Consider the following 14164-nt stretch of genomic DNA (forward strand, 5'->3'; position numbering starts at 1 on the left):
CGATCGTTCATCTCGGCCGGCATCTTCCTACTCTGCCTTCTCCAGCGACTTGCGCCAGCGGATGCCGGCCTCGATGAACCCGTCCAGGTCGCCGTCCAGCACCGCCTGAGGGTTGCTCACCTCGTGCTCGGTGCGCAGGTCCTTGACCATCTGGTACGGGTGCAGCACGTAGGAACGCATCTGGTTGCCCCAGGAGCTGCCGCCGTCCTTGAGCGCGTCCATCGCGGCGCGCTCCTCCTGGCGGCGGCGCTCCAGCAGCTTGGCCTGGAGGACGTTCATCGCCGAGGCCTTGTTCTGGATCTGCGAGCGCTCGTTCTGGCAGGAGACGACGATGCCGCTCGGCAGGTGGGTGATGCGCACCGCCGAGTCGGTCGTGTTGACGCCCTGGCCGCCCGGACCGGAGGAGCGGTACACGTCGATGCGCAGCTCCTTCTCGTCGATCTCGACGTGGTCGCTGGACTCGACGACCGGCAGCACCTCGACACCGGCGAAGGACGTCTGGCGACGGCCCTGGTTGTCGAACGGCGAGATACGCACCAGCCGGTGGGTACCCTGCTCGACGGAGAGGGTGCCGTAGGCGTAGGGGGCCTTCACAGCGAAGGTCGCGGACTTGATGCCGGCCTCCTCCGCGTAGGAGGTGTCGTAGACCTCGGTCGGGTAGCCGTGCCGCTCGGCCCAGCGCAGGTACATGCGCATCAGCTGCTCGGCGAAGTCGGCGGCGTCGATGCCGCCCGCCTCGGCGCGGATGTTGACCAGCGCCTCACGGGAGTCGTACTCGCCGGACAGGAGGGTACGGACCTCCATCTCCTGCACGGACTTGCGGACGGACTCCAGCTCGTTCTCGGCCTCGGTCCGCGCGTCGGCGTCCCCCTCGGCCTCGGCGAGCTCGAAGAGGACCCCGAGGTCCTCGATCCGGCCGCGCAGGGTCTCGATCTTGCGCAGCTCGCCCTGGAGGTAGGAGAGCTTGGAGGTGACCTTCTGGGCGGCGTCGACGTCGTCCCAGAGGTTGGGTGCGGCGGCCTGCTCCTCGAAAACCGCGATGTCGGACCGGAGCCTGTCCAGGTCGACGACTGTCTCGATCGACGTCATGGTCGACTCGAGCGACTTGAGCTCTTCGGAAGGATCAATGGCTGCCACAAGGGCAAGGGTAATGCAGACGCGAACCACTTAGGGGCGCGGGGAACTGCGCGACAATCCCCCGGCCTCCGGCCGGAGGCACCCCCTCCCACGGCCTTGGGATCCCGAGCGGACAGGGCCATCCGCCCCGGGTGGGTTGCTCGCGCACGCAGTTCATCGGGCAGAGCCCCGCGCCCCTGGCGGCTGCGCCGCCCGAGGGCTACCGCCCGTGGGTGTACTGGAGGCCGCCGGAGGGGGTGACCCGGAAGAGGGTGATGCCGCCGGCGTCGGCGTACGCGCCCGGGGCGTAGGAGGAGGCGGGGGCGTCCGGCAGCGTGCCGGGGGTCCACGCCGCGCCGGACGCGGTGCTCGCCGCGTAGCCGTCACCCGTCGAGAACACGTAGACCGCCCCCGAGCCCGCCTGGACGGCCTCAGGCCGCGTCGTGCCGGTGACGCCGGCCACCACCCGCGGGACGTGCCACAGGCCGTCTGCGAACTGCGTGTGCTGAACCGTTCCGGCCGAGACGGCGACGAACGCGTCGAGCCTGCCGCCGCTCTCCGCGGCCAGCGCCGGATCGCCGGTGACCTGGCCCGAGAACGGCATCGCCGCCCACACGGTCCACGCGCCGCCGAGGTAGGAGGTCGTGCCGACCTCGCCGCCGATCCGGGCCACCAGGTCGACCCGGTCGCCGGTCGCGACCGCGTCCGGCGGGGAGTCGACGCGGGTGCGGCCGTCCAGCTGGCTCCAGGGCGTCCACGTGCCGCCGGTGTAGTCGCGCTGGTAGATCAGGCCGTCGGTGCCGGTAGCGAAGAGGCGCAGCACGCCGCCCGGCAGGGCGACGGGCGCGGGCTCCCCGCTGACGTGTATGCCGGTGAGCTTGCCCCAGGGGCCGAACGCGCCGCCGCTGCGGGTCAGGTAGCGCACCGCGCCGTTCGCGTCCGTGCCGAAGACGTAGGCCGTGCCGCCGACGTGGATCGTGCGCACGCCGCTGACCAGCGGCGCGGGGACGGCGGGGGCGTCGGCCCAGGCGGCCCAGGCGGGCAGGTGGGGGGCGCCGCCCGTGGGCGTGGTGTCGTTGACGCCGGTGACCGGCGCCTTCGGCAGGCCGGCGGCGTGCGTGTGCTGGGGACCGGGCGTCGCGGCGTCCCCGGGGTTGCCGTGGCGCGGTGAGGCTCCGCCCCCGGAGAGGGCGGCGTAGCCGCCGACCGTGGCCAGCGCCAGCACGACCACCGCCGCACCGGCCACGACGAGCCGCCGACGCCGCTTGACGGCGCCGCCCGCACCGCTGCGCTGGGAGCCTCCCGGGGTGGAGCCGGGCCGCCGCGCTGCCGCCGCGCGCTGCGCGCGGGAGGCCTCGGCGAGGCCGCTGAGCTCCTCGGGGCGGGGGCGGCGCAGGTTGGTGTGGGTCTCGCGGCTGGAGTCGGGCGCGCTGCCCGGGACCAGCGGGACGGCCGAGCCGCGCCGGCGGCGCGGCGAGGCCTGCTCCTCCTCCGCCGCCTCGTCGTCGGCGTCGTAGCCGTCGTAGCCGGGCAGCGGGGTGACGGCCGGGGCGTCGGGGTGGGCGATGCGCAGCGCGGGCAGCCCGGCCAGGCCCGGCAGCAGCTCGCGCAGGCCGGTGGCCAGCTCGGCGGCGCGCAGCCGGGAGGCGGGGGCCTTGGCCAGGCACTGGGCCAGCACCTTCCACAGCGGCTCGGGCAGTCCCGGAAGCGCCGGGACGGACTCGGTGACGTGGCGGCGCAGCACCGCGCCCGTGTGACCACCGCCGAAGGGGGTGAACCCGGCGAGCAGTTCGTAGAGCACGGTGGCGAGGGCGTAGATGTCGACGGCGGCGCGCGGCTCCAGGCCCTCGATGATCTCGGGGGCGAGGTAGTCGGGCGTGCCGATGATGCGGGTGGCGCGGGTGCGGCGCGGGGCGTCGACGAGGCGGGCGATGCCGAAGTCGGAGAGCTTGGCGCGCGGGGCTCCGCCCGGGCCGGGGCCGGAGGCCTGGTCGAGCAGGATGTTCTCGGGCTTCACGTCGCGGTGGATGACGCCCTGCGCGTGCGCGGCGGCCAGCCCCTCGGCGACGTCGGCGACGACGGAGACGGCGGCCTGTGGCGTGAACGGCCCCTCGCGATCCAGGCCGGAGCGCAGGTCGGAGCCGTGGACCAGCTCCATCACCAGGGCGAGGTCGTCGCCGTCCACGACCAGGTCGCGCACGCCGACCACGCGCGGGTGGTCCAGGCTGGTGAGGACGGTGCGCTCCTGGACGAACCGGCCGACCAGGACCTGGTCGGAGGCGAGGTCCTCGCGCAGGATCTTGATCGCGACCGGGCCCTCGGGGCCCTCCCCGAGCCACACGGTCCCGGCCGAACCGCGGCCGATCACCGAGTGCGCGGTGTAGCGGCTACCGATCTTGCGTGCCAAGGCTGCTCCGTGCGCGAGGTGGGGCTGGATGACAGGCGCGCTGCGTCGGCGCCAGCGACCAAAGTACGCGGCCTGGAGCCGTTTGGGGGACAGCAGGGGGCGGACGGGCCGACAGGAGTCGACAAATCGTCAATCCGACGACCCGTGCCGAACCCCCGTGTCAGTTACCGCTCGAGGGGATTTTCGGAACGGACTTGCGCACCTTGTCCACCTGGTTCGCGGCACCGGTCACGTCGTGGTACCAGGTGACCACCTGGGCCCACCAGCCGTGGACGGTGTTCAGCCCGTGGTCGATCCAGCCGTGCAGCGGCGAGAACCGCCACACCAGGAAGCCGACCACGACGAAGAAGATCAGCACCTTCAGGCAGCCCATGCCCGGGATGCGCGGCAGCCGACGACGCGGCGGGCGGGGCGCTCGCTCGCGGGCGCGCTCCGGCGCACGGTCGTAGTCGGGCTCGCGTTCCCGCTCCGGTGCGCGGCGCACGGGCTCGGGCCGCCGCGCGGGCTCCGGACGCCGCTCCTCGTACCCGCGCTCGCGCTGCGGCCGCTCCTGGTACGGACGGGGCGCGACGGGCGGCTGCGCCTGGCGGCGTGCCTGCGAGATCTGCGGGGCCGGAGCCTGGGGCTGCTGCTGACGCTGCGGCGGCTGCGACTGCGGCTGCGGCTGCGGCTGCGGCTGCTGGTACTGGGGCTGCTGGTACTGGGGCTGGGAGCGGTACGGCGGCGGGGCGACCTGCGGGCCCGCCGCGAACGGGTCCTCGACGGCGAAGTCGCCGAGCCCGGCGACCTGCGTCTGCTCGTTGCGCTCCCGCGCCTTGCGCAGCTGCGACTCCCACGGATGCGGTCCGTCCTGCACCGGCGCGGCGGCGCCCTGGGGCGTGGCGGCCGTGGGCATCACCCGCGTCCGCTCCGGCGCGGCCTGACCGCTCTGCGGCAGCACGGCCGTCGGGTCGGCGGCGCCGTACGGCGTGCCGCCGTAGCCGCCCTGTCCCGCACCGGCGCCGAAGCCCTGGGGCGCGAGCACCTGCGTCGGATCGGCCGCGCCCACCGGATGCCCGCCGGGTGTCCCCTGCCCGGCGCCCTGCGGCAGCACCGTCGTGGGATCACCGGCGCCCGCGGGGAAGCCCTGCGCGGCCAGCACCTGGGTCGGGTCGGCCGCACCCACCGGCGTGGCGCCGCGGCCGAGCATCATCGTGCGGGCGTCCTCGGACTGGCCCGGCACCAGCGGGGTGCCGTCCGCGCCCGCCGTGGGGACGCCGCGGGGCACCGTCGGATCGTCCGAGCCCGCGCCCGGCATGTTCGGCAGGTACGCGGGCGGCGACAGCAGCACACCAACGGCGTTCGCCGCCTCGATCTGGGCCGGGGTCGCGTGCACGCCGACGCCCGCCGCGACCGTGCGCAGCGCGGTGGCCAGGGCGGTCGCGGTCGGGCGGCGGACCGGGTCCTTCTCCAGGCAGCGCTCCAGCACCGTCCACAACGGCTCCGGCACCGAGGCCGGACGCTCGGGCCGCTGCGAGAGGTGGGCGTGCAGGATCTGGATCGGGCCGTCCCCGTGGAACGGGGGCTGGCCGGTCAGCAGCTCGTAGAGCATGATCCCGGCGCCGTAGACGTCGACGGCCGGCGTCTGCTCGCGGCCCTCCGCGGACTCGGGGGCGACGTAGGCGGGCGTGCCGACGAACTCGGCGGTGCGGGTCAGGCCCGGCGAGTCGGCGAGACGGGCGATGCCGAAGTCGGTCAGCAGCGGGTGCATGACCGGACCGGCCGGGCCCTGCACCGTCGCCAGCAGCACGTTGGCGGGCTTGAGGTCCCGGTGGACCACGCCGTCGTGGTGGCTGGCGGCGAGGGCGTCGGCGATCTGCGCCATCAGCAGCGCGCCGGCCACCGGCGAGAGGGGACCGTTCTCGCGCAGGTAGCGGTACAGGTCGGGGCCGTCGACCAGGTCCATGACCAGGGCCAGCAGCTCGCCCTCCACGACGAGGTCCCGGACCCGGACGATGTTCGGGTGGACCAGGCGCAGCAGCACCGCGCGCTCGCGCAGGAACCGCATCACCACGTCGGGGTCGGTGGCGAGCTCCTCCTTGAGGACCTTGATCGCCACCACCGCGCCGGGCGTGACGGGCGCGTTCTCGGCGTCCTCCCGGACGCGGGCACGCCAGACCGTCCCGGTGGCGCCGCGTCCGAGCGGCTCCTCCAGCAGGTACTTACTGCCAACCGGGCGCACCCATGCTCCTCGTCGTACCGCAGCCCTCGTCCTGCCGCGGCGCTCTCGTGCACGCGGGGGCTCGCGTTTTCGGCAACTCTAACGGCGTTCGAAGAGCACGTCGTGCGGTGAGATCCGCGTCGCGCCCTCCACTGGTGCAGACGCGTGATCGCCGCGATACGTTCCGAAGATCATCCGATCGGGTGCCGTGCGCGAACTGTCGGCGGCAGATGGGAGGATGCATACGACACCGTGGCGACCACCATCGCGTGCGGGCTGGAAGGGGCAGGGCGCATGCAGATCCGGCTGACCGTGCTTGGGCCGCGCGAGAGCGCGCCGACGTCCGTGGCGTCGTCGCCGCATGCAGCCGCGCCCGCGGCGGACGTGCTGGTCAGCGCGCCGGTCGGCACCACGCTGGGCTCCGTCGCGGCCGCGCTGGCGGGCGCGGTGGGCGCACGTCCCGGCGCACGCGCGGGCCGCGCCGCCACGCACGTGCACCTGTACGCCCAGGGCCGCCGCCTCGACGAGCGGGCGGTGCTCGGCCACCCGCCACTGGTCGACGGAGCGGTGCTGCGCCTGGACGCCCCCGATCCCGACGACGCCGCCGAGCCCGCGGGCTCCTCCGCCGCGCTCCACGTCGTGGCCGGTCCCGACGCGGGCGGCATCCACCTGCTGCACCCGGGCCGCGTCGTCGTCGGCCGCTCCGCCGAGGCGGACGTCCCCGTGGACGACCCGGACGTGTCCCGGTTCCATCTCACCCTGGAGGTCGGCCCCGAGGGGCGGGTCACCGTCTGTGACCCGGGCTCCACCAACGGCACCGTCCTGGACGGCGCCCGGGTCGGCGCGGAGCCGCGCACGGTCGCGCCCGGCGCGCTGATCGAGCTGGGCGAGAGCGCGCTGCGCGTCGTCCCGGCGCAGCTCGGCCGCGCGGAGGTGGTGCCGGACGGCCACGGCGCCGTCCACGTCTCCACTCGCGCCACCGGATCGTCGCCGCGCCCCGCCGGGTGGGGCGAGTCCGGCTCGCCCGGCGGGGCCGTCCCCGCGCCCGCGGCGTCCCACGCCCAGGCCACCCACGGGCGCGGCTTCCGGGTCGACGCCGAGCCGCCGGAGCCGTCGCCGCGTCGTGGCGAGAGCCGTTCCGGCCTGCTCAAGCAGGCTCTCGGCCGGCGGCGCGCGGCGCCCGCCCCGGCCGCCACCGTCCCGCCGCAGGGGCCCCCGCGCGATCCGGGCCGCTGGCCCGATCCGGCCGAGCTGCTGCTCACCGCGCTCGGGCCCGGCCCGCGACTGTGGGAGCGCGGTCCCTCCCACGAGGACGCGCTGGTCCTGCGCCTGGGCACCCGCGCCCACGCGCCGGTCACCCTCGATCTGCGCACGGCGGGCAGCGCCGGCCTCACCGGCCCGCGCCCGCGCCTGCTCGGCCTCGTCCGCGGGCTGCTCGCCCAGCTCGCGGTCCTGCACGCGCCCTCCGGGCTGGAGCTCGTCCTCGTCTGCGCCGACCAGTCCCGTCCCCTCGACGAGCGCACCGACGCCTGGGCCTGGCTCCCCTGGCTCCCCCACCTCCGCCCCGCCCACGGCCAGCCCTGCCGCGCCCTGACGGCCTTCGACCCCTCCCAGGCCCTCGCCCGCCTCACCGAACTCGCCCCCGACTGGGGCCTGCCCACCACACCCCCCGGCCCCGGCCCCCAGGTGAGCGGCGGCCCGGTGGAGGCTCCGAACGCCGGACGCGGCCATGCCGCGGTGCCGCGGGGGCGGGCCACAGTCGTCGTGGTCGACGGCGATCCCGGCAGTGAGGCCGCGCGCGCGGCCGTGGCCGAGTTGGTGGCGCACGGGGCCGCGCGGGACATCCATGTGCTGCAGCTCGCCGACTATCCCGAGTCGCTGCCGCAGGGCTGCGGCGCCCTCGTCGCCGTGACCGGTGAGGTCGGCACGCTGCTCGACCTGGAGCGTCCGCTCCCCGGCAGCGCCCCGCGCGCAGCGGGCCAGCACCGGGCCGCGCCGGAGCGGGAGTTGGTGACCGGCGTCGCGCTCGACGCGGTCGGCGCCGCGTGGGCGGGCCGGCTGGCCCGCGCCCTCGCGCCGCTGCGCGAGCCCGACGCCGCCCGACGCAGCGGCGGCCGCGCCGCCCTGCCGGAGGCCGCCCGCCTGCTGGACCTGCTCGGGCTGGACCTGGTCACCCCCGCCAAGATCTCCGCCCGCTGGGCGGAACTGCGCATCGGCTCCGGTGAGATCGCCACGGCGACCATCGGCGTCACCCGGGACGGCAGCTGCGCGCTGGACCTGACCGACCATCTCCTCGTGGGCGGCGCACCGCAGTCCGGCCGTACCGAGCTGCTGCGCTCGCTGCTGGCCGCGCTCGCCGTCGCCGAACGCCCGGACCGGCTCGGCCTGCTGCTGATCGAGGGCCGTCCCCCGGCCGATCCGGCCCAGGGCCTCACTCCCGCCGTCGAGCTCCCGCACGTCGTCGGCCACGTCGCCACCACCGACGGCCCGGAGCTGCGCGAGGCCGCGCGGGCGCTCAGCGCCGAGCTGGACCGCAGGGCGGCCCTGCTGGAGGGCCGCAGCTTCGCCGCGTGGCACGCGGAACGCGCCCTCGCCCGGCTCGCCCCGCCGCGGCGTCCCGCCGACGACTACCCCGCCGCCGCGTCCGGCGCGCACACCGTCGCCGTCGAGGCGGAGCCGCTCCCGCATCTCGTCGTCGCGGTCGACGACTGGGACGCCCTGGTCGGTACCCCGCTCGCCCACGTCCTGGAGGACGCGGCCCTGCGCGGCCCCCGCCTCGGCGTCCGGCTGGCCGTCACCACCGCCCAGCCGGAGCGCACGGCGGGCACGACGGTCGACGAGGCGGCCCAGCTCCGCGTCGCGCTGCGGGTCGACTCCCCGACGGCCTCGGCGATGCTGATCCACGTCGACGACGCGGCGAACCTCGCCGGGGACGCGCCGGGCCGCGGCCTGCTGCGCCACGCGGACGGAGGCGTGACGCCCCTGCTGACGGCCCGTGTGACGGGCCGCATCCCGCGCACCGCGACGCTCCGGCCCACGGTCACCCCGCTGGACTGGGCGTCCCTCGGCGAGCCGCCGGCCTCCCGCACGGTCCGCGAGCTCGGCAACGGGCCCACGGACCTGGCGCTGCTCGCCAGCGCGTTGCAGCGGGCGGCGGAGTCCCTCGGGACGGCCCCGGTGCCGAACATCCTGTAGCGGGCGGGCCGGGGCCTCCGTCACTCCGTCAGGAGCAGGAGGGGGCCCACAGGTGCTGGGCGAAGGTGTTCCCGCCGGTGTTCCGGGAGTTGACCATGAGGTCGAACTCGGTGCCTGCGGTCGGGGTGGCCGTGAACGAGAGCGTCGCGTTGCCGTTGACGTCGGACGTGCCGGTCGCGCCCTGGGTGTAGCCGACGGTCCCGCCGTCGGTCCAGTAGTCCACCCACACCGGCATGCCCGCGAAGTCGGCGCCCCACATGTTCTTGTTGTCCGGGCCCACCTGCACCGTGATCGTCTCCCAGGGGAGCCGGCGGAACCCGCCGGTGCGGCTCCAGACGTAGCGGGCACCACAGGTGGCGGTGGCCGAGGCCGTCGAGAACGACCAGTTGCTCGCGGAGAACACGTTCGGGTTGCCCGCGGTGGCCGTGCCGCAGTTCACCACGGGCGCGGGGATGGTGACGGCGCTCTGCGGGGTGGTCGGGGAGGACCAGAACCCGGTCACCTGAAGCTTGAGCGTGTCGGCGGCGCTGGGGTTCGGGAGGGCGAAGGTGGCGGTGGCGGTCTGCCGGCTCGCGTCGAAGGCCAGCCAGGAGTTGTCGGTGTGGTCGACGACGTTGCCGGGCGTCACGGTGCTGTAGGCGATGACGAGCCCGGTCGAGGTCAGCCCCTGCCCCGGGCCGAGGTTCTCGACGTTGACCGTGATCTCGTCGGTCGGCACCCCGTTCACGGTGAGGCAGTGCTGGTCGAACCGCGTGTCGAACGGAACGTCGGTCCCGGCGTGCGCGGCCGGCGCGACGGCGGCGGACGCCGCCAGCAGGCCGCCCACGGCGGCGAGCACCGCCGACGCCGAGCGTCGACGGTGCGTGCCGCGACGAGTCCTTCTCGATCCGTTGGACTCGGACATGGTTCCCCCTGATGGATGCCGGGACGGCGCGGATGCGCTCAACGGCCCTGACGCAGGAGACCGCGCTCCGGTTGCCGCCCGCCGCAGCGCGCCGCGAACCGCGTCCACAGGACCAGGACCGCCGGCAGGGCGAAGTAGCCGTAGCGGCTCGCTGGTGCCAGGGCGAAGGCGATGGCCAGGCCCAGCGCCAGCCGGTCCGCGCAGGCGACGGAGTCCACCGGCGGGCGCTTGACCAGGGAGAGCGCCAGCAGTGCGGCGCAGACCAGCAGCAGCCCGGCCGCGACGGCCAGCCCCGGGGTGCCCAGCTTCGCGAGCAGGACGCCTGGCAGGGGGCTCTGCGCCGGCGTCGCCACCGCGCCGTGGCCGGTCGGGAAGAGGAACACCTGCTCCAGCATCGCCTTCGGCGTGCGCAGCGCGAACGGCAGCACGACCAGGCCCGCACCGGCGACCGTCACCGCCGCGCACCGCAGCGCCGCGCCCATCCCGTACAGGGCGAGGATCGCCGCCAGGACCACCGGAACCACCGGCCATGCCGTCCACTTGAGGGTGCAGGCGAAGGCCAGGACCAGACCGGCCGCCATCGGCCGTCCGCGCAGGGCCAGCGCCGGGCCGACGCAGCAGACGCCGATCAGCGGGATGTCGATGCCGCTCACGCACAGCGGCAGGGCCAGGAACGGCGAGGCGACCAGGGCGCCCATCGCGGTGCCGTACGAGATCGACCCCGAATCCGCGGCCCCCGCAGGCGACTTCAGGACCGCACGCCCGGCGGACAGGCACAGCGCCAGGAAGCCCGCGCACCACAGCCGTGCGTCCCCCAGGGGACCGAACCACCCCAGCGCGTGCGGCAGCCCGAACAGGGCCTGCCCCGGCAGGTAGGGGTTGTAGTCCGCGAGTCCGTGCGGACGGGCCGCGTAGGGGCTGCCGGTACGCAGCATCAGCTCCATCGAGCGTTCCATCACCGCGACCTCGGACTGCGCCTGACCGGTGAGTACCAGCAGCCCGAACGGCAGCACCACCGCGCCGACCAGGGCCACCAGCACCGACGCCCGGCGCCGCCCGGTTCCGGCGACGACCGCTGCCGCGAGGTAGCCGAGTGCCGCGAACGCACCCCAGGTCCGGTGGGGCGTGAGGTTGGAGATCACCAGGAAGGACCCGGCCCACCCCGCCGCGACGAGCCACCCCAGCACCCAGGTGCGTCGCTGCTCGAACCAGGCGGCCGAAGGGCCACTCCTGGGTGCCACCACCGGCGTTTGCAGCATCACGCTCATGACGTCCCCGCCCTCCCCGTCCTGTTGACGAGTCAGACGCTACGGGTACGTCGCAGTCCCCCGCGTCGCTCTCCGAAGCTAATTCCGGTGCATCCCTGGGATGACAGGCACCCGTTGTCATCCCTGCGATGTAGACGGACGCCGAAGGGCCGGGTGCGCTGTCCAGGAGCACCCGGCCCTTGTCAGGGGACGACTCGGACGGTTCAGCCGTTGGCGCCGGCCGGGGTCGTGGTGGTGGTGAAGCCCTCCAGCTTGTTCGCCGCGATGACGAAGTCGTTGGTGAACGTGGTGCCGAGGTTGACCGAGGAGGTCGCGTTGCCCGCGAGGATCTCGGTGGCCAGCGAGGTCTTCGGGCCACCGGCGGGCATGAGGCCGTCGGGCAGGAACTGACCCTTGTCCTGGGTCAGGGCGGTGATGTAGTCGTCCTTGGTCACCAGGGCGTTGGAGACGAACGCCGACGGCAGGTTGTTCGCGATGTCGGCGGCGCTGTGGGTGTTGATCCAGTGCATGGTGGCCACCAGCGCGTCGACGACCCTCTGTGCCGCGTCCTTGTGGGAGTTGACCCAGTCCGTGCGCGCCAGGACGCCGGCCGCCGGCCACATGCCGCCCAGCGAGGCGCTGGCGCCGTCGGTGGTGGCCAGGTCGATCGCGGAGTAGGCGATGTTCTTCTTCTCCAGCGCGGCGACGGTCGGCTGGGTGGTGATGGCGCAGTCGGCCTTGTGGTTCTGCAGCGCGGCGACCACGGTGGCTCCGGCGCCGGCCGCGAGGCGGTGGAAGTCGCTGGTCTTCAGGCCCTTCTGGGCGGCCAGGAACTTGATCAGGGTGTCGGTGCCGGAGCCGATGTCGGTGACGCCGATGGTCTTGCCCTTGAAGTCGGCCGCGCTGTGCACGTTGGTGCCGTTGGCGCACATCACGCGCTCGCCGGGGGCGCCGGAGAGCTGGACGATGTCCTCGACCGCCTTGCCCTTCACCTGGAAGTCGATGGTGTGGTTGTACCAGGCGCCGGCCATGTCGACCTGGCCGGAGGCCATCGCGTCCTCGGCGCCGATGCCGCCGTCGGTCTCGGTGGAGAGCTGGACGTTGACGCCGTACTTCTTGTAGAAGCCGAGGTTCTGCGCCAGCTGGTAGGGCAGGTAGATCTGCTTGTCGATGCCGCCGACCATCAGTCTGACGGTGGGGGTTCCGGAGCCGCTGGAGCCGGAACCGCCGGAGGAGCCGGAGGAGGAACACGCGGTGGCCGTACCGAGGGTGGCCAGGGCGAGGGAGGCGGCGATGACCGCGGAGCGCTTGAACATGGCGGTGCCACAGACCTTTCGAGGGTGGGGGTGCGTAGGTGCCGGTACGTCAGATGGCGTTGGACGCCTCGGAGGGAGCGGCGGGCCGCCAGGACAGCAGCCGGTGCTCGAGCTTCCCGATCAGCCACTCGGCGACCAGGACCAGGGCGGCGATGAGGAACATGGCCGCGAAGACCGTGTTGGGGTCGAACTGGTTCTGCGCGGTCTTGATGATCAGGCCGAGGCCCTGCTGGGCACCGAGAACCTCGCCGACCAGCGCGCCGACGATGGCGAAGCCGAAGGCGCTGTGCAGGCTGGCGATGATCCAGGTCAGCGCGGAGGGCACGATGACGTGGCGGGTGACCTGGAGCCGGGAGGCGCCGAGCACCTTGGCGTTGGCGAGGATGTTGCGGTCGACCTCGCGCACGCCCTGGAAGGCGTTGAAGAAGACCACGAAGAAGACCAGCACCGCGGCGAGCAGGATCTTCGGCATCGTCCCGATGCCGAAGGCCACGATGAAGATCGAGCCGAGGACGATGCGCGGGATCGCGTTGACGATCTTGATGTAGGGGCCGAGCACCTCCGCGAGGAAGCGGCTCTGGCCGAGCGCGACCCCGACGATCACACCGGCCACCGCACCGATGGCGAAGCCGATCAGCGCCTCCTGCATGGTGACCCAGATGTTGGCCCAGATCGAGCCGAACTCGGTGCCGTTCTGGAAGAGGTTGACCAGGCTCGTCCAGATGCCCGAGGGCTGCCCGTAGAAGAACGGGTCGATCAGGCTGGTCCGGGCGGCGATCTCCCAGCCGCCGAGGACGAGGACGGCGAAGCCGAACCGCCCCGCCCAGATCGAGGCCTTGCGGCGCAGCACCGCGCGCTTCGCGGCCGTCGCGGCCTCGGACTGCTCCGCGCCGGCCGGCACGGCGTCGACCGGAGCACCGGTCGTGGAGGGGGTTGCGGTGCTCATGCTGCCTTGCCTTCCTTGGTGGGGCCGCCGGCGGTGCGGGCGTAGGCGCGCTCGACCTCTTCGCGCAGGGTGTCCCAGATCTGGTGCTGGAGCTCGAGGAAGCGCGGCTCGAAGCGGATGTCCTGCACGGAGCCGCGGGGACGCGGCAGGTCGATGTCGTAGACCGCCTTGACCGTGCCGGGGCTGGAGGTCATCACGACGACCTTGTCGGCGAGGGCTACGGCCTCGTCCAGGTCGTGGGTGATGAAGAGGACCGCGGGGCGGCTCTGCTCCCACAGGCCCAGCAGCTCGTTCGACATGATCGCCTTGGTCTGCACGTCCAGGGCGCCGAACGGCTCGTCCATCATCAGGATCTTGGGCTCGTTGATCAGCGCGGCGGCCATGGCCACGCGCTTGCGCATACCGCCGGAGAGCTGGTGCGGGTAGCGGTCCTCGAAGCCGGCCAGGCCCACCCTGCGCAGCCAGTCCCGGGCGCGGGTCTGCGCCTCGGCCTTGCCGACGCCGCGGAAGATGGGCCCGAGTGCGACGTTCGCCAGCACCGTCTTCCAGGGCAGCAGCGCGTCCGCCTGGAACATGAAGCTGACGCCGTCGGTGATCCCGTCGACCACCTTGCCGCCGACCTTGACGGTGCCCTCGCTCGGCTTGTCCAGTCCGGACACCATGCCGAGGGTCGTCGACTTGCCGCAGCCCGTCGGTCCGACGACCGCGCAGAACTGGCCCGGCTCGACGGTGAAGGACACGTCCTTGATGGCCGTGAAGATGTCACCGCTGGGCGTCAGAAACCGCTTGGTGACGCCTTCGATCTCGATGCGGCCATTGTGCGTATCGGCCAT

Annotated in this window: 8 protein-coding genes and 1 pseudogene; 1 reads left to right on the forward strand and 8 read right to left on the reverse strand. The window is 74.0% G+C overall.

The window, feature by feature from the left end:
* Nucleotides 1-27: 27 nt before the first annotated feature.
* The 3 genes and pseudogenes from prfB to ABH931_RS24755 form a co-directional block, all read right to left on the reverse strand.
* Nucleotides 28-1137 carry a peptide chain release factor 2 gene (prfB, locus tag ABH931_RS24745; protein ID WP_370117187.1) on the reverse strand — a complete coding sequence of 370 codons (1110 nt, stop codon included), beginning with the start codon at nt 1135-1137 and terminating at the stop codon, nt 28-30.
* 1105 nt (nt 1138-2242) lie between these two features.
* Nucleotides 2243-3523 (reverse strand): annotated as a pseudogene (locus ABH931_RS24750) (serine/threonine-protein kinase); the annotation flags it as partial.
* A gap of 160 nt (nt 3524-3683) precedes the next feature.
* A complete protein-coding gene (locus ABH931_RS24755) occupies nt 3684-5744 on the reverse strand; it encodes a protein kinase (RefSeq protein WP_370117190.1) in 2061 nt (686 codons plus the stop codon).
* 231 nt (nt 5745-5975) lie between these two features.
* Between ABH931_RS24755 and ABH931_RS24760 the strand changes: the two genes are divergently transcribed.
* Nucleotides 5976-8918, forward strand: coding sequence for an FHA domain-containing protein (locus ABH931_RS24760; protein WP_370117193.1), 2943 nt, complete (start codon nt 5976-5978; stop codon nt 8916-8918).
* A gap of 28 nt (nt 8919-8946) precedes the next feature.
* On the opposite strand, the gene ABH931_RS24765 is transcribed toward ABH931_RS24760, so the two are convergent.
* The 5 genes from ABH931_RS24765 to ABH931_RS24785 all read right to left on the reverse strand — a co-directional run bounded on the left by ABH931_RS24765 (nt 8947) and on the right by ABH931_RS24785 (nt 14164).
* Nucleotides 8947-9822, reverse strand: coding sequence for a hypothetical protein (locus ABH931_RS24765; RefSeq protein ID WP_370117196.1), 876 nt, complete (start codon nt 9820-9822; stop codon nt 8947-8949).
* Between the two features lie 38 nt (nt 9823-9860).
* On the reverse strand, nt 9861-11090 hold the full coding sequence (locus tag ABH931_RS24770) for a hypothetical protein (RefSeq protein WP_370117199.1): 1230 nt from the start codon (nt 11088-11090) through the stop codon (nt 9861-9863).
* A 203-nt stretch (nt 11091-11293) separates the two neighbouring features.
* The gene (locus ABH931_RS24775; RefSeq protein WP_370117201.1) at nt 11294-12385 is read right to left on the reverse strand and encodes an ABC transporter substrate-binding protein; all 1092 of its coding nucleotides are present in this window, start codon (nt 12383-12385) and stop codon (nt 11294-11296) included.
* Nucleotides 12386-12434: 49 nt separating this feature from the next.
* Nucleotides 12435-13331 carry an ABC transporter permease gene (locus tag ABH931_RS24780; RefSeq protein ID WP_370117203.1) on the reverse strand — a complete coding sequence of 299 codons (897 nt, stop codon included), beginning with the start codon at nt 13329-13331 and terminating at the stop codon, nt 12435-12437.
* Nucleotides 13328-14164, reverse strand: a complete 837-nt coding sequence (locus ABH931_RS24785; RefSeq protein ID WP_370117206.1) for an ABC transporter ATP-binding protein — start codon at nt 14162-14164, stop codon at nt 13328-13330. Before ABH931_RS24785 ends, ABH931_RS24780 begins: the two co-directional genes overlap by 4 nt.

It is taken from the genome of Streptacidiphilus sp. MAP12-33, assembly GCF_041261265.1.
Taxonomy (GTDB): domain Bacteria; phylum Actinomycetota; class Actinomycetes; order Streptomycetales; family Streptomycetaceae; genus Streptacidiphilus.